The sequence below is a fragment of the Neorhizobium alkalisoli genome (genome assembly GCF_007829835.1).
Taxonomy (GTDB): Bacteria; Pseudomonadota; Alphaproteobacteria; order Rhizobiales; family Rhizobiaceae; genus Neorhizobium.
Genome location: NZ_VIWP01000017.1, coordinates 17,379 through 41,965 on the forward strand (window position 1 = coordinate 17,379; position 24,587 = coordinate 41,965).

Below are 24,587 nucleotides of genomic sequence, written 5' to 3' on the forward strand. Positions count from 1 at the left end.
TTTGAATGAAATCGACGGCGCCGGCCTCGTAACCCTGAAACCGCCACCGGCTATCCGTCGTGTTGCCCGCGGTTACGAAGATGATTGGCACGCGGCGCGTACGCTCATTGCCGCGCATCAGTTCTGCCAGCTCGAAACCGTTCAGCCCCGGCATCTGCACGTCGATCAGGGCGAGCGCAACGTCATGCTGCAAAAGCAGTTCCAACGCCTGGTCTCCTGACCGGGCCTTGAGCAGATTGAGACCCTCACGGCGAAGCAAGGCTTCGAGCGAGATGAGATTTTCTTCAAGGTCGTCGACCAAAAGAAACGAAACCTGGCCCATTTCAGCCGATCCTCCTCAAATGTTCGGATATGCCATCGAGCGACATGACGGTTGCATCGGGGCAAAGTTTAAGCCCCGCTTCGGGCATCGCGGCAGCAAAGGCTCCGCCAGGGTCTTGCAAGATCACCTCTCCGCCCGCCTCCGCAATCGCGAGAAGACCCTTGGCGCCATCCTGATTGGCACCGGTCAAAAGAACAGCCGTGACATCGCGACCATAGATGTCGGCAGCACTCTCGAACATCACATCGATCGACGGCCTGGAAAACAGGACGGGCTCCTCGCAGGTGAGCCCCAGGGTTTCCCTGTCCTCGATCAGCAGGTGGTAATCGGGCGGCGCAAAATAAGCAGTCGCCGGACGCAACGGCTCCTTGTCTTCGACCTCGATGACCTGGATTTTGCATTTGGCGCGGAAAAGTTCTGCCAGAACGCTACGCTTGTCGGGTGGGATATGCACGACGATAATGATCGGCGAGCGGAAATCATGCGGCAATGACGGGAGGATGACAGAGAGCGCTTCCAACGCACCTGCGGAGGCTCCGATCACGATGGCTCGCGGGGAAGCGGGGGTCATTTGCCGAGCCTCTGATAGATTTTTTCCTCGCGGACGAATTCCTTGAATTCCTCGGCATGGGCGGAAAAGCGCAGGCTTTCCTTCGAGCCGATACCAAAAAAGCCTTTGCGCGCCAGTGAATCGCTGAACAGGCCAACTGCGCGGTCCTGCAGGGGTCTGTCGAAATAGATCATGACGTTGCGGCAGGAAATCAGGTGCATTTCGCCGAATACTGCGTCGGTGACGAGACTATGGTCGGAAAAGACGACACGCTCCCGCAGCGACCGGTCGAATGAGACACGGCCATAACTGGCGTGATAATAATCGGATAGTGATGACTTGCCGCCAGACTTGCGGTGATTTTCTGTAAAAAGCTGAATGCGATCGAGATCGTAGACACCGGCTTCGGCGGCGCGCAGAGCATCCTGGTTGATATCGGTGGCATAAAAAATCGTCCGATCTTCCAACCCTTCCTCGCGAAACAGGATTGCGAGAGAATAGACCTCCTCGCCGCAGCTGCAGCCCGCGATCCAGACCTTGAGAGACGGGTAGGTTTTCAGATGTGGTACGACTTTTTCGCGGATGGCACGAAAATAGCTCGGATCGCGAAACATCTCGCTCACCTGGACCGTGAGATAGTCGAGCAGCCGGGGCAACATGGTCTCGTCGTGCAGAACGCGTTCCTGCAACGCCGAGATCGTCGCAAAACCCATCTGTTCGCGTGCCTGACGTAGGCGCCGTTTGATCGATCCCATCGCATAGTTGCGGAAATCGTAGTGATAGCGGACGTAAAGCGCCTCCAGCAGCAGCCGGATCTCGATATCCTCGATCTTTTCGAATGTCTCGATCATCGCGGTATCCATACTCGGACCAGCGACAGCAGTTTCTCGACGTCGAGAGGTTTTGCCATGTAGTCGTTGGCACCGGCCTCGATGCAGCGCTGCTGATCATCGGGCATGGCCTTGGCTGTCAATGTGATGATCGGCAGTTTTTTCCAGTCGGGGTCGCGTCGGATCGTGCGTGTTGCCGTCAATCCGTCCATGACCGGCATCATCACGTCCATCAAAACGAGGTCTATCGTCTTTGCAGCGTCGCTGCGGGACTGCGCAAGTTTGTCGAGCGCTTCCTGACCGTTGCGCGCGATCTCGATGACAGCGCCGCGCGGCTCGAGGATGTTCGTCAAGGCGTAGACGTTGCGTACGTCGTCCTCGACGATCAGGATTCGACGACCTTCCAGCAGTGCGTCCCTGTTGCGTGCCTTGCGGATCATCTTCTGCTGCTCATCCGGCAGATCGGCGACTACCTGATGCAGGAAAAGCGACACTTCGTCGAGCAGCCTTTCCGGTGACTTGGCGCCCTTGATGATGATCGACTTCGAGAAACGGCGCAGCCGCTGCTCCTCGTCCGCCGACAGGACACGGCCCGTGTATATGATAACGGGTGGGAACGAATGGCTGTCATCGGCGCTGATCGTTTCGAGAAGCGAATAGCCTGTCGCGTCTGGCAGCGTCAGGTCGAGCACCATGCAATCGAAGGTCTGTTGTTTCAGAAGCGAGAGGCACTCGGCGGCCGTACCGGCGCTCACCGTTTCCACGTCATGCGATGTCAGCAGTTTCGCGACTGCTTCGCGCTGGATTTCATTGTCCTCGACGATCAGGACGCGACGAACACCCTGTGTGAGCTTCGCTTCCAGCTTCTGCAGGACCTCGACGAGCTGCTCACGCTGCACAGGCTTCATCATGTAGCCAACCGCGCCGAGCGAAAGCGCGGTCTCGGCATAATCGTCCGCGGAAACGATGTGGATCGGGATGTGGCGGGTACGCACGTCGGTCTTTAGCCTGTCGAGCACGGAAAGCCCTGACTGATCCGGCAATCCTATATCGAGAACAATGGCGCTCGGCATGTGTTGCTTGGCAAGCTCCAGCGCGTGATGCGCCGTTCCGGCGACGAGGGCCCGGAAGCCCATTTCCCGTGCAAGGTCGCGAAGAATTGCGGAAAACGTGTCGTCATCCTCAATCACCAGCAGGCTGCGTTTGCCGTCATCCGGCAATGCCCGGTCGTCCTCGACGATCCGATGGCGCTCGGGTTGGGGCGATCGCACCTCCTCGACGATCGGCTGTGGTACCGCCACGGTGTTTGCCAGTCGAATGTCACGCGAAACGACCCTCGAAGGATCGTAGGAGACAGGAACGATGACCGTGAAGGTGCTGCCGTGATTGTGCCGGCTCGTCAGATGTATTGCACCGCCGAGCAAGCGTATGAGCTCCCTGGAGATGGAAAGTCCGAGGCCGGTTCCCCCGAAGCGGCGGCTGATCGTGCTATCGGCCTGATGGAAGGCTTCGAAAATGCTGCGTTGCTGGTCCTCCGCAATGCCGATGCCCGTGTCCGTTACCGCCAGCGCGAGCTGCCCGTCGCCAGTGCTGCGCAGGCTTAGGGTAATCTTGCCTTTCTCGGTGAACTTAAAGGCGTTCGACAGGAGGTTCTTTAGAACCTGTTCGAGGCGTTGCGGATCCGTCTCGATAATGGCCGGCACCTCGGGTGCGATGTCGATCTCGAAGCCGAGGCCTTTTGATTTCGAGATGGGATCGAAGAGTTGTTTGAGGCCACTCACCAGTCTCTCGAGAGAAACCTGTTCCGGCCGAATGTCGACATGACCGGCCTCGATCTTCGACAGGTCGAGAATATCGTTGATCAAATTGAGGAGATCATTGCCGGAAGACTGGATCGTCTGGGCATATTTGACCTGCTCGGCAGTGAGATTGTCGTCCGGATTGTCGGCGAGAAGCTTGGCCAGAATAAGCGACGAATTGAGCGGCGTGCGCAACTCGTGTGACATGTTGGCAAGAAAGTCGGACTTATATTGGCTGGCCTGTTCCAGTTCACGGGCCTTGAGCTGCACGGAGGCATTGACGCGTTCGAGATCGTCTCGTTGGCCTTCCAGCTGCTGGGCTTGCTCTTCGAGTTGCGAATTGGTCTGTTCAAGTTCGACCTGCTGCTGCTCAAGGCGCGCCTGCGATTCCTTGAGCGCTCGGCCCTGTTCTTCAAGTTCCTCGTTGGAAACGCGCAATTCCTCGCCTTGAACTTGCAGTTCCTCGGATTGTCGCTGCGTCTCGCGCAGCAGGTTCTGAAGGTCGCTTCGGTATTTTGCAGAGCGAATGGCAGTCGCGATCGAGGTCGAGGCCTGCTCGAGAAGGATCATGACCGTTGCGTCGATCGAATGCAGGAAGCCAAGTTCGATAACCGAATTTACCGCACCGTCGACGCTTCCGGGCGAGATCATCAGATGTCGCGGCTTGTCGCGGCCGAGCGCGGAGCCGAATGCCAGGTACCCATCCGGAACGCCATCCACGAGGATCGGTTTTGCGCCGGTTACCGCCTGACCCAGAAGGCCCTCCCTTGGTTTGAAGCGATCCGGCACGCTTGCACCGTCGGGAACGCCATAGGTGGCGGCGCGCAGGAAATCGTCTTCGTCCTTGACGAAAATTGCACCGGCAACCGCGCCGGTATATCCGGCAAGAAATTGCAGAATGCTGTCACCGAGCTCTTCGGTCCGTTTGTCGCCGGTAACAGCGCCGTTAAGCCCCATTTCGCCGGATTGCAGCCAGTCCTGCTTGCGCCGGGCAAGCGTTGCCTGTCGCATCAGAACACCGATCGCCAACGTCAGCAGGATGCCGAGCAGGCCGGCAAGAATACTGCTCGCGAATGCGGTCGTGTAGGCATTGTCCATCTCTGCGAGGCGCTGCATCCGCAGGCGGGTTTCTTCCTGCCGCATTGCGGTCAACAATGATCGCACGGCATCCATCTCGACCTTGCCGCGGTCTGAATTGACAATAGCGAGTGCCGCGTCTGCGCCTTGTGTTCTGCGCAGCTCGATCGTTTCGCGGAGTTCGGCCAGCTTTCCATCGACGCGGGCTTTGAGATTTGCCAGCCGCTGTTGCTGGGAAAGGTTGTCACTGATCATGCCGGCGATGGTTTCGATCCGTCGCGGAATGGCACTGACTGCCGCATTGTAAGGTTCGAGATATCGCTCGCTATTGGTCAGCAGAAAGCCACGCTGGCCGGTCTCCGCATCCTGGATATTGGACAATAGATCGGAAAGAGCGACGATCACTTCATGGCTGTGCACCACACGTTCGTTGTTGGAACGCAATGTCTGAACATTGTACCAGGAAACCGCTGCGCTTATGACGAAAAATGCCAGCGCGCCCAAAAGGCTTAAAGCCACGGCCGGGTCGAGGCCAATCGTTCGCCGGGAAGGCGCGAGAACAGCAGATTTCATCGTGAACGTACCGAAAGATTAGAAGGAATTTGGTGAGGAGACGTCGCCAGCTCGCCTAACGCTGCCCTGTCACGGCAGCGCGCTGAGCTGTTTGCGACTTCTATGGCGTTTCCGACCGGAAATCCACAGATGCAGACATCTGCACAGGGGCGCTGGCTTGAGACCGTTGCACAATGTGTTGCGGCCGCAGGCGGCCGGGATGGCTGACGGGAAATTCTCCCGTATGCCGGGCCGAGCTGCAACATTCACGCATGCCATTCGTTCGAGACTTAGATTTCGTCGAGCCCACAAACGCGCGACGATCAATCTGGTTCCAAGACCCGTACAAAAAATTTCATTGTTGACCACCTGTGACAATCGCGCGGCCGGTCAAAACAGGAAGAGCCTTATGTGCTCGCGAAACCTCAGCGTGATTTTGAACAAAAGTATTGAGAGTTGAACGAAGAGAAGCTTTTCTCGACTTAATTATTGCTATGCAAGAAATCGCCATAGCTCCGTTAGCGCATCGATGCTAGCGTTTCGCTTTGATGAAAATTGCCTGATAATGAGGTTGCGATGCCTATACTGACACTAAGGGATGACACGCGCCTTTATTACAAAGATTGGGGTACCGGGCCGGCGATTGTTTTCAGCCACGGTTGGCCACTCAGCTCCGACATGTGGGAAAACCAGATGATGTATCTGGCCGAAGAAGGGTACCGGGTGATTGCCCACGATCGGCGGGGTTTTGGGCGGTCAGACCAGCCTTGGCATGGTTATGATCATGATACGTTTTCGGACGACCTTTCCGAGCTGATCGAAACGCTGGACCTGCAGGACGTCACACTCGTCGGTTACGCAATGGGTGGCGGCGAAATAGCCAGGTATATTGGCCGGCATGGCACGGGGCGTGTCAGCCGCGTCATTCTGATCGGCGCAACAACCCCGAAGCTCGGTTGGAGTGAGGATTATCCGAATGGGGTGCCGGAGGCTGTTTTCGACGGGGTCCGAGCCGGTCTGAAAGCAGACCGTGCTGAGTTCATTCGCGGATTTGCGCGGTTATTTTTCGGAGCGGACCGCGAGGGTGCGGCCGTGAGCGAAGGAAGCTTGATCCAGCTGCATCAGATTGCAATGCAATCTTCTCTCAAGGCGTCGCATGACGCCGTCACCGCATGCGCGATGACCGACTATCGGCCGGATATCCGCGGCCTCAACATTCCTGTAATGATCATCCACGGCGAGGACGATGCCTTCGTTCCGTTCAAGGCCACCGCCAAGCAGGCGGCGGAATTGCTGCCGGGCGCGGTCCTGAAAGTCTATGAGAATGCGCCGCATGGCTTGCTTTTCACGCATAAGGACAGGTTGAACAGCGATATTCTCAGCTTCCTTCGGCAGTGATGCAAAAAGATAATCCTTCTGCGCGCTTTGATCCGGCCTATGCCGCGATGCCATTTGGCATCGTGGTTTTGAATGCTGATCGGACAAAGGCGATGATTGACGAACTGGGAGCGGCAGGGGCGCTTCCAGATGTCCGCAAAATGGATCAGAACACGGTATGCGCCCTCTATAATTCCACACCGGTCGCATATGCCAACCAGGTTGCGCGCGAACTGCTTGGGGGTATGGAAGACACGCATTCGTCGCTTGGCCCGGCTCTCCACGAGGAAAGCCGTCGGGCATTTGTTGATGGAATGATCAGGTTTTTCCGCAGTTCCGATCAGATCGCGTTTGAGGCGCAGGTTCGTTCGCCGAGCGGTAGCGAAATGCACCTTCTTTTTAATATCTGGAAGAACCCGCAGGATGAAGCGGGAAAGGAGATCTGCGTCGGCCTGGCGAATTTCAGTGCGCGCATGATGAGTGAAGAGGTGCGCGAAAACTTGCAGAGCGAGTTGGCGCATGCTGCCCGTATCACGCTGCTTGGTGAGATGACGGCATCGATCGGTCATGAGGTCAATCAGCCACTCGGCTCGATCGTCACCAATGCTGAGGCCGGACTGCGATGGCTGAACCGGGAAGAACCCGATCTTGCCGAGGTCGGAGCAATCCTTCAGCGCATCGTCAGCAACGGCAAGCGCGCTGCGGATATCATTTCGGCCATGCGTGGTCTCGCCCGTCACGGCAAGCCGGAGCAGGGACCTATTTCCCTTGACACTTTGATTGAAGAAGCTGTGATCATCCTGCGGCCTGAACTTGCCAGGCGCCAGGTAACGCTGCGTCTCGAATTGGCGCCAGACATGCCCGACGTGCTGGCTGATCGCACCCAAATCCTACAGGTTCTGGTCAATCTTGCATTGAATGCCGCTCAGGCAATGTCCGATGGCCAAGCGTGGAACCGGACCCTTTTGATCAGAACCTGGATAGAAAAATCCCTGAATGCCGTCATCGAAGTTGAAGATAGCGGTCCAGGCGTCGATCCTTCCGTTCGCGAGAAACTGTTTCAAAGCTTTTATACAACCAAGGCAACAGGGGTGGGAATGGGGCTTGCCATCTGCCGGTCGATCATCGAAGCCCATGACAGCACGATCGAGCTGCAATCGTCCCCTCATCTTGGCGCGCGCTTCAGTTTCCGGCTCCGCCTTTCGCAAAGGGAGACGGAGGCGATCACGCAATGAGGAGACCGTTATTCATGGCCGAAGCGTGAGTTGTTGTTGCCGGTTGGCTAAAAGATGCATGGTGCTCGAGCTTACCTGACCAAGGCTTCTTCGAGCGTTGCCGAAAGCTTTTCAAAATCGAAGGGCTTCGTCAGGAAGGCTTTAGCGCCGCTGGCATAGGCCTTTTCCTCAAGACCGGTTTCCATCCTTCCTGTCATCAGGATGATCGGAATGCCTGCTTCAATGTCCCCAAGACGTCTGGAAAGTTCGAGACCCGTCATGGCCGGCATATGCACATCGCTTATAATGCAGCAGAAATCCTGAAGGCTCCCCCGGCTGAGGAGCGTGGCCGCTGAGGAAAAGCACTCGGAACGGTAGCCGAGCGAACGCAAAAGGCTGCTCAACGCGATCGGCAGGTCGATATCGTCATCAACAATTCCAATGAGGCACTTCTCAACCATTGCCCGAGCATTCCTCGCTGCATCGTGAACCGATGCCGTGCAGACAGACTGCAGAACAAACAGGCCTACTTCAATCATCCATACGTATGGCTGGTTGAGTGGATAGCCGTTTGTGTTGCGTCAGCGGCTTTTGTTCCCTGTCTTTCTCACATGGGCCGTTTTCCGGATGGCATCAAGAATGAGAGCTAGAATTGCCAGGGTCACGACGACACCGGCGCCGACATCCACAGCCGTGGCAAGAGTGATCGAAGTGGCGACCCTGCCGAGAGACAGGGCGGCGACCGCCTGGGCAAGATAGGCGACGAGAAACAGCGCAGAGAGTGTGGCACCGCGATGGGTCACCGGTGCCGCAGCGTTGATGAGTGACAGTCCCGATAACAGAAGCAGGCTATAGGCCACACCGCTAAAGATTTGTGCCACGGTATAGAGAGGCAGCGAATGCCATGATGCCGCGACGGCAAGCAATGCAGACGAAACGATCGCGCTGCCGGCGCCGGCAAGCATCACCCGATTGGGAGGCTGGCTTCTTGCCAGAATCGCTGCCAGCCCTGAAAAGAGTGCGAAGAGGGCGATCGTGCCGCCGTTGACGAGCGAATTCGACGAGGCGACGATTTCCTTGGCAACCTGGGCGCCCAAAGACAGGGTCATTGCGCCAAGCACGTAAGACGCCGTCACGCTGGCGGTTGCGGCGGCAAATGTCGGAAGAAGCCCATTTGGCAGCGACGGAACTTTAGGACGCCAGGCACCAGCGGGGCGGGATGCCGATCGGTTTGGCAAGAACCAAGTTGCGATCGTTAGAACAACAAGCAGTGCCGTCAGAACGATGAAATTCAAGCGTGTCGGCAATGGAGCATATTCGATCAGCGCACCGCCAACCAGGGCCGCTCCTGCCATCCCAAATGCCTGAGCTCCAGCCAACACTCCCCCGGCCTGATTGGCCCGGCCGGCGGCGCTGAATTCGACAACGGCTGCAGCTGATGGGCCTGCGGAGATGCCGACGCCGATCCCCATCAAAGCGCGGCCGATAAAGACCCAGGTCACATCGGGCGCTACGGCGAACAGGGCGCTCCCCAGCATCGAGGCAAACAGGCCGATCAGCATAGCCTCGCGGCGCCCGATATAGTCGGATATGTTGCCGAACACGACGAGCATGGAAACGACGAAAACCGGATAGATGGCGAAAATCGCCGTCGTCTCGAATGTCGTCAGCTGCCAGCTCTGCGCATAAAGCGGGTAGGTCAGTGCCGGAGCGGCACTGGTCCAGATCGTATGCGCCACGACGCCTGCGGCGGTGATAAAGCTGGCCTTCTGGCCAAACACTTTCCGTGTCATTTCATATCCTCGGGGGGGCTGCTCAGCCAGAATATCCAGCATGCTCCGGCATTTGATTTGCGTGGTCCCGGCGGTTCGGCCAGGCTGACATATCAGGCGGCGCTGCGCAGTGAAGCCGCATCGCTCGCATCAGGATGTGCTGCAAGACGCCGCCATGAACTCGGGGTCGTCCCGGTGATGCGTCGGAATACTCGGCAGAGATGGGCCTGGTCGGCCAAGCCGCAATCGAGCGCAATCTCACACAAGGGGGCATCGCTCTCTATCATACGGAGCTTCGCGTGCCCGATACGCCGAGAAAGGATATAGTTATGAGGGGACATTCCGAAGCTGACCTTGAAGGCGGTTGAAAAATAACTCGTGCTCAGCCTGATCGTCCGGGCCAGCTCGTCCAGAGAAATCGTCTCGGATATCGATCATCTGCTCAACGCGCTTTATCTGCCAAGGCGCGAGCCCGCCCTGCTTGCTGGCACCTCTCTCACGTCCTGCCATCGCCTTCAGCAATAGCGACGCCTTTCTGATAAAGTCGACCGCCACCATCCGATCATAGTCGACACAATCAATGGCGCTCATGAGCAAACGAGAGATCTCACAAGATGAGGAGGTGAGGTCGAATTCGAATGCCTCGACCGATGAAACTACCGTGCTGCTTGCCATGCCCATCTCCTTTGATCTTTTCTTGGAGTTGGATCATGCAGGGATTGGATCTGACCACATATCGTTCATCCAGCCCAGTTTGGCACCCATCAGACCTAAGGGAATATACGTACGGATAATGGTCGGCAGTATAAAAATATGCTCTCGGATTCGGGCATGACAGTTGGCGTGATTTGTACCAACGGAAATGCCCGCGCCTGGTCATGGCGCGGGCGAAGATGAGGTCGGACATTGTCGACGTCGCACCGAGCTTCGCCGCCGAACCGATTGCTATTATTTTGGGCTCGTCGGTTGGGCGTCGTAATTCGTCGGAACCCATTGGAAATGACCATCGCGCGCCGAGACATGGCCAATTCCAGGGAAAGAAATGTGCGCGGCTCCAATCCAGTAGTTCTCGGTGGCCGCCTTGGAAAATACCTCTATCCGTTCCTTTTTCGCCATGCCAGGGTCGCTGTCATAGGCCAGTGTCACATCGGGATCGGCAAACTGTACCGGCGCAACGTGCACGACATCTCCCCATAAGAGAAGCCGCTGCCCGTCGCTCTCGACCATGTAGAAACTATGACCGGGCGTGTGTCCTGCACCGGGAATTGCCGTGATGCCCGCGACGAGCTGCTCACCGCTTTTGAACGGCTTGAAACGGCCAGCCTCCACATAGGGCTTCACCGAGGCCTTGTCGCCCTCGAACATTGAGGTCAACAGTTTAGGCGCCTTCTTTTCCTGCTCGGGATCCAGCCAATAGCTGGCATCTGCGTCACTGACATGGATGGTCGCATTGGAAAAAGCCATCTTTCCGCCGGGCGCAATGCCACCAACGTGATCGGCGTGCAGGTGCGTCAGATAGATATCGTCGACTTGTTCGGGCGCATATCCGGCAGCGCGAAGATTGTCGATGAGCTTGCCGCAGCAATCGCCGTAAAGCGTTCCGGCGCCCGCATCGATCAGGACGAGTTTGGATCCTGTGTTGATGAGAAAGGCGTTGATAGAGCCTTCCACCGGAACGGTTAGCCGGCTTTCTGCCAGAAGGGCATCGGCCTCACCCGGCGCAACCTGGTCCAGTGGCACGAACTGGCTGCCTGCCTCATCCCTGTTCTTCGTCAGGACGGTGTGAACCGGGAAAGGATGCGTCCCATCCGACAGGGATGTGACCTCGAAACGCCCCAGCATCATCCGGTAAAATCCTGGCGCCTGGCCGCCAGCCATCGGAGCAGCAGCATTCGCCGCGGGTGCAAAAATCGCCATCAATGTGGCAATGCCCAAACTGCCGAATATCACGCTTGAACGACCAACCATCGTAAAATCCTTGCTATTGCTTGATACTGCACTCCGCCGGTTGCGTATGACATGAGGCTACCCATGCATATTTTTCCGGCTTTCGGCTCGATGTAGGGTGCGAAAATCAGTCGGCTTGCCGCTCGGGTGAAAGCGGCAAGCCTTGATTGGACTACGATTTGATGAAGGCGAGAAGGTCGGGGTTGATGACATCCGCATGCGTAGTCAGCATGCCGTGCGGGTAACCCGGATAGACCTTGAGCGTACCGTTCTTGACGAGCTTGACGGACAGACGGCCTGCATCGTCGATCGGCACGACCTGGTCGTCGTCGCCATGCATGACCAGAACCGGAACGGTGATCTTCTTCAGGTCTTCCGTCTGGTCGGTTTCGGAGAAGGCTTTGATGCCGTCATAATGGGCCTTGGCGCTGCCCATCATGCCCTGCCGCCACCAATTCTGAATCACGCCGGGATAAACTTTCGCGTCCGGGCGGTTGAAGCCGTAGAACGGACCTGCCGGGAAATCGATGAACAGCTGCGCGCGGTTTGCGGCGACGCCCTGGCGGATGCCGTCAAAGACTTCCATCGGCAGACCGCCGGGATTGGAAGCCGTCTTCAGCATCAGTGGCGGAACGGCTGAAACGAGAACCGCCTTGGCGACGCGGCCCTGCGGCTGGCCGAACTTTGCGACATAACGGGCGACTTCGCCGCCGCCGGTCGAGTGGCCGATATGGACGGCATTCTTCAGGTTCAGATGTTCGACAACGGCAGATGCGTCGGCAGCGTAATGGTCCATGTCATGACCGTCGCTGACCTGCTGGGAGCGCCCATGGCCACGGCGGTCATGGGCGATGACACGATAGCCGTTTGCCAGGAAGAACAGCATCTGTGCGTCCCAATCGTCCGAAGACAACGGCCAGCCGTGGTGGAACATGATCGGCTGCGCATCCTTCGGACCCCAGTCCTTGAAGAAGATCTCTACGCCGTCCTTGGTCTTGACGAAGCTCTCGGTCATCCGAACGTTTCCTTTCGCGGTTTTCGAGTTGGTTTGAGATAAAGCGGAACCTGGCAGCGCCATAACGGCGAAGAGCGCAGCGCCTCCGATCAGCGCGTGGCGGCGCGGAATAGGAAATTCGAGATCGTTCTTCATGTGCGGCCCTCCCGGCTGGCTTGGCATCTGCTCGACTGCAGTGAGCCATATTTAGGAGATGCTGATGGCTCTCGATTGTAAGATCGGTCGCTGCTTTGGACAAAACGCGGCTCGAGAGCGGGAAATATGTAATATTGGTGTGGTGCAGCGATTTTCCGCGGCGCATTTTCCGTGACCAGTCACGACGGAAAAGTCTGAAACGACAAGTCTACAGCAGATCCGCCAAGACCTGCCATCGGTACCATTTCATCGTCGCGTCACTCAAAGCGCTTGATGGAGATGACCTCGATGACCAGTTCAGTTGTTGCAAAACCCACAGTCGTGCTCGTCCATGGTGCTTGGGCGGATGGTTCGAGTTGGCGGCGGGTCATCCCGTTTCTCCTTGACAACGATATCCCAGTCGTTGCGGTTCAAAACCCGACAACGTCTCTTTCGCATGATGTTGCCGCGACCCGGCGCATTCTGAATGGGATCGAGGGCCCCATCGTTCTTGTTGGTCATAGCTGGGGTGGCGCCGTGATCACAGAGGCCGGGAACGACCCAAAGGTGAAGGCGCTGGTTTTCGTTGCAGCCTTGCCGCCATCGCAAGGTCAGTCGGTCGGGGACCTCGTCGCTTCCTACACACCGCCACCCGGATTGTCTCACATCGTCGATGATGGTGACGGCTTCCTGCGAATGGGTGTCGACGGCTGGATCAACGATGTAGGCCAGGATCTCCCTGAGAAGGAAAACAGGGTCTTGTCTGTCGTCCAGACACCTCTGGCAAAGGGGACATTCGGTGACAAGATCACCAAGGCAGCCTGGAGGGCAAAGCCAAACTGGTATGTGGTATCGACGAGCGATCGTGTCGTCAGTGTCGAATTGCAGAGAGAGCTTGCCAGTCGCTTGGACGCAAAGATCACAGAGCTTGATGCGAGCCATCTATCCCTGCTTTCCCAGCCGCAGCAGATTGCCGCAGTCATTCGTGACGCGGTAGAATCGACGGTCTTGCGGCTCAAGCAACCAACCTAAATCAAGGATGCCGTCGCGCAATCCTCAAGGGTGCTTGGTTCCCTTTTGAAAGCCGATCTTCTGTGCATCGGTGGCGTGAAATACATAGATCACGGGGTCATAAAACAACTTCTGGATTGTGGAACTCAAGATTTATCAGGAATAGGCCGGATATCGGGGCCGCGGCCTCCTGTCACACCCTATTCTGGGACGTTCGACATCTTCAACCACGGAAGAAGGAGGACATCGTTATGATGTCTCGTATCGGAGGGTTTATCACCGCTCTGCTTGGTCTGGCTATTCTCTGGTATGGAGTAAAGCTGGCTCAGGCTGGTGGTTCTCCATTTTATGTTTTTATGGGGCTCGGCCTCTTGGTTTCTGGCGGGCTGCTGATTGGGCGGCGCCAGACTGGTCTATTGGTTTATTCTTTAACGCTTGCCGTCACATTCATATGGACGCTCTACGAAGTCGGGTTCGACAAGTGGCAGTGGATTCCGCGCGGCGCTCTGGTCATCTTCCTCGGCCTGCTGCTCAGCCTGCCCTTCGTCACCAACAGCCTGCGTGACCGACCGAATAAGCTTTGGGCGCCGGGCCTCGGCAATGGCGTCTTTGCCCTTCGTGCCGTTGTCGCTGTTATCGCAGTTCTCGGCATCATCGCCTGGTTCTACGATCCGTTGTCGATCACCGGCAAACTGGCCAAGACGGCTTCCGCGGATGCCGCGACCGATCCGAGCGGCACGCCTTATCCTACCGACGACTGGACCGCCTATGGCGGTACCAATCTCGGCCAGCGTTACTCGGCCCTGACGGACGTTAATGTCGCCAACGTCAAGGGCCTCAAGGTCGCCTGGGAACATCATACCGGCGACCTGCGCAAGGCCGATCAGGATTCGTCCGAATACACGTTCGAGGCGACGCCGATCAAAGTTGATGGCGGTCTCTATTTCTGCACGCCGCACAATGTCATCCAGTCGCTCGAGCCGGAAACCGGCAAGGTCCGCTGGTCGTTCGATCCGATGATGAAACGCGATCCGTTCTATCAGCACCAGACATGCCGTGGCGTGTCGTGGAATGATTCGACGGCCTATGCCGCGCCTGCCGACAGCACGCCCGATCAGCAGGCAGCAGAAGCTGCAGCGGTTGCCGAGTGCCCGCGCCGCATTCTTGCCTCGACGGTTGATGCTCGCCTGTTCGCGCTTAACGCCGATACCGGCGCCCTATGCAAGACATTCGGTACCGACGGTTATGTCGACCTGATGGAAGGCATGATCGATACCAACCGCGCCACCTACCAGCAGACATCCGCGCCGCTGGTGACCAAGGATCTCATCATCCTCGGCAGCGCGATTGCCGACAATTACTATGAAAACAATCCGTCGGGCGTCATCCGGGCGTTTGACGTGCGGACCGGCAAGATCGTCTGGAAGTTCGACGCCAGCAAGCCGAACGACACGGCACCGCTTGCCCCCGGCCAGCATTACGAGCCGAACTCGGTCGTCGCCTGGACGCAGTTTGCCGCCGATGAGAAGCTTGGTCTCGCCTATATCCCGTTTGGCAACGCCTCACCTGACCAGGTTGGTATTTCGCGCACGCCCGAGCAGGAGGCCTTTGTCGATGCGCTCGTCGCTCTCGACCTGAGGACTGGCCATCTGAAGTGGAAATTCCAGACCTCGCATCACGATCTCTGGGACCGCGACAACCCTTCGCAGCCGGTTCTTTTGAACCTGCCGAAAAACGGCGTCGATACGCCGGCAATCATCATCCCGACCAAGATCGGCAATCTGTGGGTTCTTGACCGGACCAACGGCCAGCCGATCCTGCCGATCAGTGAGGTGCCGGTGAAGACCAATACCGACATTGCCGGCGAAAAGCTGTCGCCGACGCAGCCGATGTCGTCGCTCAACTTCACGCCGGCGGCGCTGCGCGAAGCCGACATGTGGGGTGCGACGCCGTTCGACCAGATGGCGTGCCGCACGACCTATAATCAGTATCGTTACGACGGAAACCCCTGGACGCCGCCGACCACCACCGGCTCGCTCGTATGGCCGGGCAATATCGGCGTGTTCAACTGGGGTTCGATCGCGGTCGATCCGGTCAACAAGTGGCTGATCGGCACACCGCAATATCTGGCTTATCTCTACCAGCTCTACCCGCGTCCGGCAGGCGACCTCAACAAGCGCGTGTTCGGCGGGGACAATTCGGGCGGCGAATCCAAGCCCGGCAACGAAAACCTCGGCGGTCCCTATGCCGTGTCGATCCAGCATTTCCGCTCTGCACTCGCTGCACCGTGCAATGCACCTGCCTGGGGTGTTCGCGTCGGCGTCGACCTGACGACCGGCAAGACCGCCTGGAAATACCGCAACGGAACCGTCGCCGGCCAGAAATTTGCCGGCGTGAAGTTCCCGATCCCGTTCGAAATGGGCATGCTCGCCCATGGTGGCACGCTGACGACCGCCGGCGGCGTGGCGTTTACGGCTGCTGCCCTTGACGACGCGATCCGCGGCTATGACATGCAGACCGGTGAAGTGCTTTGGAAGATGGCGCTTCCGGCCGGTGGCCAGGCAACGCCGATGACCTATCGCGGCAAGGACGGCAAGCAATACATCGTCGTCGCTGCCGGTGGCCATGGATCGCTCGGCACGACGCCTGGCGATTCCGTGATTGCCTATACGCTGAACTGAGCGTTCGCAATTCGACAAGGTGGAGAAGCGCGCCGCACATGGCGCGCTTTTTCTGCAAACTTCCAAGCAACGCGTGACGTCCTGCCGTCACATCTGGCGCCCGATCGGCCAGTCCATCGAGCCGATCAGGGAGGATTCCGGTTATCTGCACCTTGGCGGCTTCATTCCGGAAAATATTGCAAATACCGAAAATGCGCGCACCAAAAAGGTGGCGAGGGGGTCGCGCTAATTTGCACGTTCGTTGGGAACCTTTCTCCCGATCCCACACTTGGCCATGCTTGGAAACCAAGCAGGAGCCCTGCCTTGATCAATGACCTTTGGTATAAGAACGCCGTCGTCTATTGCCTTTCGGTTGAAACGTTCATGGATTCGAACGGCGATGGGGTCGGAGACTTTCAGGGCCTGCAGCGAAGGCTCGATTATCTTGCCGGGCTCGGGATCAATGCGATCTGGTTGATGCCGTTCCAGACCTCGCCCGGTCGTGATGACGGTTATGACGTGTCCGATTATTACAATGTCGATCCGCGTTATGGGACACTTGGTGATTTTGTCGAATTCACCCATGGCGCAAAACAGCGCGGGATTCGTGTTCTGATCGACCTGGTGGTCAATCATACGTCCGACCAGCATCCCTGGTTCAAGCAGGCTTGCTCAGACAAGAATTCGCGCTATCGCGACTGGTATGTATGGTCCGACAAAAAGCCTGCCAATGCGGATGAAGGCATGGTCTTTCCGGGTGTCCAGAAGACGACCTGGACACGGGATCGGCAATCGGGGGAATATTATTTCCACCGCTTCTACGATTTTCAGCCGGACCTCAACACAGAAAACCCCCATGTTCAGGCAGAGATCCTGAAAATCATGGGGTTCTGGTTGCAGCTCGGCGTTTCAGGCTTCCGGATGGATGCGGTGCCTTTCGTCATCGCCGAAAAGGGGGCCGACGTGAAGGTGCCGAAAGAGCAGTTCGACATGCTCAGGACCTTTCGCGAGTTCCTGCAATGGCGAAAGGGTGACAGCATCATCCTCGCTGAAGCCAATGTCGTGCCAAAACAGAACCTGCAATATTTCGGTGACGACGGCGAGCGCATGCAGATGATGTTCAACTTCCACGTCAATCAGTCGCTGTTTTACGCGATGGCGAGTGCCGATACGCGGCCGTTGGCAAAGGCAATGCAAGATACGCGGGAGCGTCCGCATACCGGGCAATGGGGCGTTTTCCTGCGCAATCACGACGAACTTGACCTCGGAAGGCTCAACGAAAAGCAGCGGCAGCAGGTTTTCGATGCCTTCGCACCGGACAAGACAATGCAGCTCTACGATCGTGGCATCCGTCGGAGGCTCGCGCCGATGCTGGGTGGCGATGAACGGCGCCTGAAGCTCGCCTACAGTCTGATGTATTCCCTGCCCGGAACACCGGTTCTTCGTTATGGAGACGAGATCGGTATGGGTGACGATCTTTCGCTACCCGAGCGCAATTGTGCACGCACGCCGATGCAATGGTCGGATGAGCCGCAGGGCGGATTTACCAAAGGTGACAAGCCGGTCCTGCCGGTGATCGAGAAGGGCCCCTACGGCTTCGAGCATGTCAATGTCGCCTTCCAGCGGCGCGATCCTCAATCCATGCTGAACTGGACGGAGCGAATGATCCGCATGCGCAAGGAGGCGCCGGAGATTGGTTGGGGGGCTTTCGAAGTTCTGGATTGTGGAGATCAAGGCGTTCTTGTGATGCGATATGACTGGCGCAACAATGCGGTGATCATCATCCATAATTTCCACGACAAACCGGTCGAAATCACCTTTGACGCGGGCATTGGCGATGACGGACATTTGCTGATCGACATTGCGGATGGCAGCGACAGTCGAGCCGATGAGGGCGGCCTGCATCATATGGTTCTCGAGCCCTACGGCTATCGCTGGTACCGGGCAGGGGGGCTCGACTATCTTTTGAAACGCAGCGAGGTTTGACGCCGGCGTGTACCGAGACTTTACGAGCGAGACGTCGGGCCATCCGTTACCAGCACGGCAAAAGCCTCGAAGGGTTTCAGCGTCATATGTCGCTCCACTGTTTCGACCGGAGCATAATTCGACACCAGTGCGATACCGTTGAGGGCAAGTTCGGCGGGAAGGTCGAGCGTGATTTCCTGCGAACTGAAACTTGCCACGACGACAATGCGTTCTCTGCCTAAGGTTCGGACGTAGACATAGACATCCGGATGCTGATCGAACCAGGATTGATAGTCGCCATAGACGATCACCGCGTGTCTTTTCCGCAGATCGATCAGCGTCCGATAGTGGTTCCAGATAGAGCCATCGTCTTTCATGGCATTTTCGGCATTGATGGTCTCGAAATTCTCGTTCACCTCGATCCACGGCACCGCGGTCGAAAACCCGCCATGCGGTCCCGCGGTCCATTGCATCGGGGTGCGGGCATTGTCGCGGCCGCTCTGATTTGCGCCCTGAATAAACTCTTCAGAAGAATGCCCCGCTTGAAGATGCAGGCGATGCATGTTGAGCGTCTCGATATCCCGATATTGTTCGATGGATGAGAACGGAATGTTGGTCATGCCGATCTCTTCGCCCTGGTAAATGAAGGGCGTGCCCTTGAGGAGATGAAGAACAGTCGCAAGCATCTTGGCCGATTGGACGCGGTAACCTTTCGCGTCGCCATAACGCGAGACCGCGCGGGGAAGATCGTGATTGCCCCAGAACAGCGAGTTCCAGCCATCATGGGCCAAGGCAAGCTGCCATTTTCCGAACACTGCCTTCAGTTCGACCAGATCGAAAGGCTTGGGCCGCCATTTGCCGAAGACGTCGTCCCATTGACGGGTCACATGCTCGAACTGGAAAACCATCGAAAGCTCTCGGCGATCGTGACCGGAATAGAGCAGGGCAGACGCAGGCGTGGCACTCCAGGCCTCGCCGACGGTTACGATATCGCGCTGGCCGAAGGTGTTGGCGCTCATTTCCTGCAGATACTCGTGAAGATGGGGACCGTCGGTGACGATTTCCTGATCGACCTGTTTGCCGATATAATCGATCACGTCCATTCGAAAACCGACGATCCCGCGCGCCAGCCACCAGTTCATCATCCTGTAGATTTCCGCGCGAACTTTCGGGTTTTCCCAATTGAGATCCGGCTGGCGTTGCGAAAACAGATGCAGGTAATATTCCTGGGTAACCTCATCGAAGGTCCATGCCGAACCGCCGAAAGAGGACTGCAGGCCGTTGGGAGGACCGCCATCCGGCGCCGGCCTGCGCCAGATATAGAAATCCCGGAACTGATTGTTGGAACCGCTGCGGGATTGGACGAACCAGGGATGTTCGTCGGACGTGTGATTGACAACGAGATCGAGCATGATGCCGATCCCCCTGTCCTTCGCATCAGAAACAAGCCGGTCGAAATCGTCTAACGTGCCGAATTCGGGCGCAACGTCCTGATAGTCCGATATGTCGTAGCCGTTGTCGTCCATCGGGGATCTGCAGATTGGGGACAGCCAGATCACGTCGATCCCAAGCTGCTTGAGATAGTCGAGTTTGGACGTGATGCCCGGAATGTCGCCTATTCCGTCACCGTTTGAATCATGGAAGCTGCGCGGATAAACCTGATAAATGACGGCGGAATGCCACCATCTCGTATCTGGTGAGGACGCCCCGGCAGCAACACCGGGCCGCAATAGACCGTCTTGAACCATCGGACATACACTCCTGGCATCCCCTGCCTGGGATATTCGGCGCAAACGCTGTGAAGAAGCGGAAGGTTAAAAAGCCTTGTCGATTTCCGGGCAATCCTGCAGACGCTCGTATCTCCGTCTTCCAAAAGGCTTATCCTGCGAGGTAAATCGCAGACCGCCTCTCAGGATGAGAGCCATTCAGGGAGCACGGCGCGATGCCCGAAACTTCTTGCCGTTTTCCGCTTCGCGCTTGAGCCATTCGCGGGTCGGCTGTTCAGGTGGTCGCTGATCCGTTGAAGGTCTTCCACGATGCGTCAGAACCCAGACGCCAAGCGATCCTATTGCGATGACCAGAACCAACGCCAATCCGATCATTGGTAGAAATTCCAACATGTCTGCCTCCCTGGTTTGAACAGTCAACATCCTCTCCCGCAACAAGGTTCCACACTTTCCACTCGTAAGGCCGCCCGCAGAAGCTCATCATTCTCACGCCGACATTGCGCAGCGTCCCCGGGTCCCAAACCCTGACGTTCCGCGCAAGCGGGATAGTCCGGCATTGGCAAAGGATGGCAGGTCGACGAGAATGCCCGTGCGCTAGAAATTGCAGCTGGGTCTGCGCGCTTCATTGAGAATATCGGTGCGCCTTTACGAGAGCGCGTATATGCCGAATTCATGATTTGAAACGATAGCACCTATGAATGGTGCCACCCTAATCGAATGTCCACGCTGCTCTAACTCGGTTTCTTCGGTATGCCGGCTCTGCGCCGGGATGCATCAACGCCTTATCATCAGGATACGGAGAAGAAGATGCCGTCCACGAACCAGCCCGAAATCTCCAGGCGGGACTTGCTTATCTCGTCTGCCGCGACAGTTGCCATGACAGGAGCCGCGCCTGGTGTTGCGGCAGCACAGTTTGCGGATAGATCAATGCATTACACTTCTACGATTTCCTTGAAGGTCAACGGCGAAAGCCGTGACCTCGATATCGACAACCGAACCACGCTCCTCGACGCGCTTCGCGAGCATCTCCATCTGACCGGGACGAAGAAGGGCTGCGATCATGGCCAGTGCGGCGCCTGTACGGTGATGGTCGATGGCCGGCGCATCAATTCGTGCCTGACATTGGCCGTCATGCACGATGGCGACGAGGTCACGACGATCGAGGGGCTTGGACAACCCGGGAACCTGCATCCGATGCAGGCGGCATTCGTCAAGCATGACGGCTTCCAATGTGGATACTGTACCCCCGGGCAAATCTGTTCCTCCGTGGCGGTGCTGGAGGAGATCAGAGCAAACATCCCGAGCCACGTCACAGGCAGCCTCACCGAACAGGCAACGATTTCGCAAGCGGAAATCCGTGAGCGCATGAGCGGCAATATCTGTCGTTGCGGCGCCTATTCGAACATTGTCGAGGCAATTGTCGAAGCTGCGGGGGCACGCGCATGAGAGCCTTCACCTATGAGCGTGCCGCCTCGGTCGAAGCCGCGGCAGGCGCCGCAGCGTCAAATCCCGAAGCAAAATTCATCGCCGGTGGTACAAACCTTCTCGATCTGATGAAACTGGAGATCGAGACACCGAGCCACCTGATCGACGTCAACGGCCTTGGCCTCGACAGGATCGAAGCGACGCCCGAAGGGGGGCTGCGTATCGGCGCCCTCGTTAGAAACACAGACCTTGCTGCACATGAAACAATCCGCCGCGACTATGGTGTGCTGTCGCGGGCCTTGGTCGCCGGCGCCTCGGGCCAGCTTCGCAACAAGGCCACCACAGCAGGGAATCTGATGCAGCGAACACGCTGTCCTTATTTCTATGATACCAATCAGCCCTGCAACAAGCGGCGGCCGGGAAGCGGATGTTCCGCATTGGGTGGTATCAGCCGCCAACTCGGCGTCGTCGGTGTCAGTGATGCCTGCATTGCTACCCATCCAAGCGATATGGCGGTCGCCATGCGGGCGCTCGACGCTGCGGTCGAAACCGTCAAGCCGGACGGAACCAGGCGGTCGATTGGGATGGCGGATTTTCATCGGCTGCCAGGCGACACACCCCATATCGAAACCGAGCTCAAGTCGGGCGAGTTCATCACAGCTGTGGTCCTGCCGCCACCGATCGGTGGCAGGCATATCTATCGGAAAGTCCGTGACCGCGCCTCTTATGCCTTCGCGCTGGTTTCTATCGGCGCCGTGATTCAACCCGATGGCACAGGGCGGATTTCCGTGGGAGGCGTGGCACATAAGCCATGGCGTCTCGATGCGGCGGACGCCGAATTGCCGAAAGGAGCGAAGGCTGCAAGTGCGGCGCTTCTCGCCGATGCCCGCACGACAGAGCAGAACAAGTTCAAGGTCGATCTCGTCGAGCGCACGCTCGGCGCCGTGATCCTCGAAGCAAGGGGTTGAGCCATGAAGTTCGAGACACCAGCCAAAACCAATCCCATCGACAACCTCAAGGTCGTCGGCCAGCCGATCCACCGTATCGATGGGGAACTGAAGACGACCGGACGGGCCATGTATGCCTATGAATGGCATGACCCGAACATGCGTTATGCCTATGGCTATCCGCTTGGCTCGGCGATTGCCAAGGGCCGGATCAAATCGATGGATGTGGCCGCAGTCCAAAAATCCCCCGGGGTCTTGTCCGTTGTCACGACGCTCTCCGTTGGCGACCTTGGCAAGGGAAAGCTCAATACGGCCAAGCTTTTCGGCGGTGACAAGATAGAGCATTACCATCAGGCGATCGCTGTCGTCGTGGCTGAAACCTTTGAACAGGCGCGTGCTGCCGCGAGCCTGATCCAGGTAGACTATCAGGAAGAGAGCGCAGCCTTCGATCTGGCCGCAGCCAAGGGAAGCGCGGTCAAGCCGAAAGACGCCGGTGGCGCTCCGCCGGACAGTGCTGTCGGCGACTTCGATGGTGCATTCAAATCGGCAGCCGTCTCGTTTGACGGAACCTACACGACGCCGGACCAGTCGCATGCGATGATGGAACCGCATGCATCGATCGCCGCCTGGGATGATGACGAGCTGACTGTCTGGACCTCCAGCCAGATGATCGATTGGTGGCGCTCGGACCTTGCCGCGACATTGGGCATGGAAAAGGAAAAGATCCATCTCATGTCACCCTTCATCGGCGGCGGCTTTGGCGGAAAACTGTTTCTCCGATCGGACGCGGTCCTGGCGGCGCTCGCAGCAAAGGCTGCCGGACGGCCGGTCAAGGTCGCCTTGCCACGGCCTTTCATTGCCAACAACACGACGCATCGGCCGGCAACGATCCAGCGCATCCGCATCGGCGCCCAAAGGGATGGTAAAATCACGGCGATTGGGCATGAAAGCTGGTCGGGTGACTTGCCGGGGGGCGGGCTGGAGACTGCCGCAATGCAGACGCGGCTTCTCTATGCCGGCGAAAACCGCATGACGGCGATGAGATTGGCCGAGCTCAATCTACCGGAAGGCAATGCGATGCGGGCGCCGGGCGAGGCGCCAGGCCTGATGGCGCTGGAGATCGCCATTGATGAAATGGCCGAAAAGCTCGGCATCGATCCGATCGAATTCCGCATCGTCAACGATACCCAGGTTGATCCGGAAAATCCGGAGCGTCCGTTCTCGCATCGCAATCTTATTGGTTGCCTCAAACTCGGCGCAGAGCGCTTCGGGTGGAGCGAGCGAAAGCAACCGGGCTTACGACGTGAGGGCAACTGGCTGGTCGGCCTGGGTGTCGCGGCAGGTTTCCGCAACAATCTCGTGATGCCGTCCGGGGCACGGGTTCGACTGGCAGGCGATGGTGTCGTCACCGTCGAAACCGACATGACGGATATCGGGACGGGGAGCTACACAATCATTGCTCAGACCGCCGCCGAAATGATGGGCGTTACCGTCGAAAAGGTCGGGGTGCATCTCGGCGATTCGCGCTTTCCCGTCTCGGCCGGCTCGGGCGGTCAGTTTGGTGCCAATTCGGCAACGTCCGGCGTCTACGCGGCCTGCATCAAGCTGCGTGAGGCCGTGGCAAAGAAACTCGGCTTCAATTCCAACGACGTCGTCTTTGAAAACGGGCAGGTGCGATCGGGCAACCGATCTGTCGCGTTGGCGGAAGCGGCCGGCTCCGATGGCCTGGTTGGCGAAGACACGATGGAATGGGGCGATCTCACCGACACGCATCAGCAATCGACATTCAGCGGCCATTTCGTGGAAGTGGGAGTCGATGCTGCAACGGGCGAGACGCGCATCCGCCGGATGCTCGCCGTCTGTGCGGCCGGCCGGATCATCAACCCGATCACGGCCCGCAGCCAGGTCATCGGTGCGATGACGATGGGCGCCGGGCTCGCATTGTCGGAAGAATTAGCCGTCGATACGCGCCACGGCTTCTTCGTCAATCATGATCTGGCGGGTTACGAAGTGCCTGTTCATGCCGATATCCCGCATCAGGACGTGATCTTCATGGATGAGACCGATCCGATGTCATCACCGATGAAGGCCAAGGGCATTGGCGAGCTCGGTTTGTGTGGCGTCTCGGCGGCGATCGCCAACGCGATCTACAATGCGACCGGCGTCCGGGTTCGGCATTATCCGATCACCCTGGACAAGGTAATCGGTGGCCTGCCGGAAGTCGCATGAGCATCGGAAGGCGGTTGCAGCGCAACCGCCTTCGCTTCGGCGAAAAAAGCCCCG

19 protein-coding genes and 1 pseudogene are annotated in these 24,587 nt (G+C 57.8%); 8 read left to right on the forward strand and 12 right to left on the reverse strand.

The annotated features are described in order from the left end of the window. Positions 1–28 precede the first annotated feature (28 nt). From FHW37_RS34345 to FHW37_RS31300, 4 genes and pseudogenes are all read right to left on the reverse strand, one after another. Positions 29–322, reverse strand: a pseudogene (locus FHW37_RS34345) (response regulator); the annotation flags it as partial. Position 323: 1 nt separating this feature from the next. Next, a complete protein-coding gene (locus FHW37_RS31290) occupies positions 324–893 on the reverse strand; it encodes a chemotaxis protein CheB (protein WP_145643477.1) in 570 nt (189 codons plus the stop codon). Beyond that, complete coding sequence (locus FHW37_RS31295; RefSeq protein WP_210249354.1) at positions 890–1,723, reverse strand: CheR family methyltransferase; 834 nt, start codon at positions 1,721–1,723, stop codon at positions 890–892. The genes FHW37_RS31290 and FHW37_RS31295 overlap by 4 nt, the downstream gene beginning before the upstream one ends. Then, on the reverse strand, positions 1,720–5,151 hold the full coding sequence (locus tag FHW37_RS31300) for a response regulator (RefSeq protein ID WP_145643479.1): 3,432 nt from the start codon (positions 5,149–5,151) through the stop codon (positions 1,720–1,722). The genes FHW37_RS31295 and FHW37_RS31300 overlap by 4 nt, the downstream gene beginning before the upstream one ends. A gap of 534 nt (positions 5,152–5,685) precedes the next feature. Between FHW37_RS31300 and FHW37_RS31305 the strand changes: the two genes are divergently transcribed. Further along, entirely contained in the window at positions 5,686–6,528 is an 843-nt protein-coding gene (locus FHW37_RS31305; protein WP_246691023.1) for an alpha/beta fold hydrolase, read from the forward strand. Next, positions 6,528–7,742, forward strand: coding sequence for a sensor histidine kinase (locus FHW37_RS31310; protein ID WP_145643480.1), 1,215 nt, complete (start codon positions 6,528–6,530; stop codon positions 7,740–7,742). The genes FHW37_RS31305 and FHW37_RS31310 overlap by 1 nt, the downstream gene beginning before the upstream one ends. 71 nt (positions 7,743–7,813) lie before the next feature. On the opposite strand, the gene FHW37_RS31315 is transcribed toward FHW37_RS31310, so the two are convergent. From FHW37_RS31315 to FHW37_RS31335, 6 genes are all read right to left on the reverse strand, one after another. Then, positions 7,814–8,260, reverse strand: coding sequence for a response regulator (locus tag FHW37_RS31315; RefSeq protein WP_145643481.1), 447 nt, complete (start codon positions 8,258–8,260; stop codon positions 7,814–7,816). A gap of 42 nt (positions 8,261–8,302) precedes the next feature. Further along, on the reverse strand, positions 8,303–9,514 hold the full coding sequence (locus FHW37_RS31320; RefSeq protein WP_186458495.1) for an MFS transporter: 1,212 nt from the start codon (positions 9,512–9,514) through the stop codon (positions 8,303–8,305). 92 nt (positions 9,515–9,606) lie between these two features. Continuing rightward, on the reverse strand, positions 9,607–9,924 hold the full coding sequence (locus tag FHW37_RS34350; protein ID WP_348642857.1) for a helix-turn-helix transcriptional regulator: 318 nt from the start codon (positions 9,922–9,924) through the stop codon (positions 9,607–9,609). Then, entirely contained in the window at positions 9,821–10,168 is a 348-nt protein-coding gene (locus FHW37_RS34355; protein WP_246691024.1) for a hypothetical protein, read from the reverse strand. Before FHW37_RS34355 ends, FHW37_RS34350 begins: the two co-directional genes overlap by 104 nt. Positions 10,169–10,441: 273 nt before the next feature. After that, a complete protein-coding gene (locus FHW37_RS31330; protein ID WP_145643483.1) occupies positions 10,442–11,461 on the reverse strand; it encodes an MBL fold metallo-hydrolase in 1,020 nt (339 codons plus the stop codon). A gap of 151 nt (positions 11,462–11,612) precedes the next feature. Beyond that, positions 11,613–12,455, reverse strand: coding sequence for an alpha/beta fold hydrolase (locus FHW37_RS31335; protein WP_432442914.1), 843 nt, complete (start codon positions 12,453–12,455; stop codon positions 11,613–11,615). Positions 12,456–12,869: 414 nt separating this feature from the next. Between FHW37_RS31335 and FHW37_RS31340 the strand changes: the two genes are divergently transcribed. The 3 genes from FHW37_RS31340 (at position 12,870) to FHW37_RS31350 (ending at position 18,226) form a co-directional block, all read left to right on the forward strand. Beyond that, entirely contained in the window at positions 12,870–13,601 is a 732-nt protein-coding gene (locus tag FHW37_RS31340; RefSeq protein WP_246691025.1) for an alpha/beta fold hydrolase, read from the forward strand. Positions 13,602–13,834: 233 nt separating this feature from the next. Beyond that, positions 13,835–16,261 carry a membrane-bound PQQ-dependent dehydrogenase, glucose/quinate/shikimate family gene (locus FHW37_RS31345; protein WP_246691033.1) on the forward strand — a complete coding sequence of 809 codons (2,427 nt, stop codon included), beginning with the start codon at positions 13,835–13,837 and terminating at the stop codon, positions 16,259–16,261. 303 nt (positions 16,262–16,564) lie between these two features. Then, the gene (locus FHW37_RS31350; protein ID WP_145643486.1) at positions 16,565–18,226 is read left to right on the forward strand and encodes an alpha-amylase family protein; all 1,662 of its coding nucleotides are present in this window, start codon (positions 16,565–16,567) and stop codon (positions 18,224–18,226) included. A gap of 20 nt (positions 18,227–18,246) precedes the next feature. On the opposite strand, the gene FHW37_RS31355 is transcribed toward FHW37_RS31350, so the two are convergent. Next, positions 18,247–19,953 (reverse strand): glycoside hydrolase family 13 protein, encoded by a 1,707-nt coding sequence (locus FHW37_RS31355; RefSeq protein ID WP_145643487.1) that lies wholly within the window; start codon positions 19,951–19,953, stop codon positions 18,247–18,249. A gap of 177 nt (positions 19,954–20,130) precedes the next feature. Continuing rightward, complete coding sequence (locus FHW37_RS33830; protein WP_186458496.1) at positions 20,131–20,325, reverse strand: hypothetical protein; 195 nt, start codon at positions 20,323–20,325, stop codon at positions 20,131–20,133. Between the two features lie 414 nt (positions 20,326–20,739). Between FHW37_RS33830 and paoA the strand changes: the two genes are divergently transcribed. Genes paoA through paoC form a run of 3 tightly spaced genes read left to right on the forward strand, consistent with a single transcriptional unit; the run spans position 20,740 to position 24,533 of the window. After that, positions 20,740–21,378 carry an aldehyde dehydrogenase iron-sulfur subunit PaoA gene (gene paoA / locus FHW37_RS31360; protein ID WP_145643535.1) on the forward strand — a complete coding sequence of 213 codons (639 nt, stop codon included), beginning with the start codon at positions 20,740–20,742 and terminating at the stop codon, positions 21,376–21,378. Next, positions 21,375–22,325, forward strand: coding sequence for an FAD binding domain-containing protein (locus FHW37_RS31365; RefSeq protein ID WP_145643488.1), 951 nt, complete (start codon positions 21,375–21,377; stop codon positions 22,323–22,325). Before paoA ends, FHW37_RS31365 begins: the two co-directional genes overlap by 4 nt. Before the next feature lie 3 nt (positions 22,326–22,328). Beyond that, complete coding sequence (gene paoC / locus FHW37_RS31370; protein WP_145643489.1) at positions 22,329–24,533, forward strand: aldehyde oxidoreductase molybdenum-binding subunit PaoC; 2,205 nt, start codon at positions 22,329–22,331, stop codon at positions 24,531–24,533. Positions 24,534–24,587: the final 54 nt, after the last annotated feature.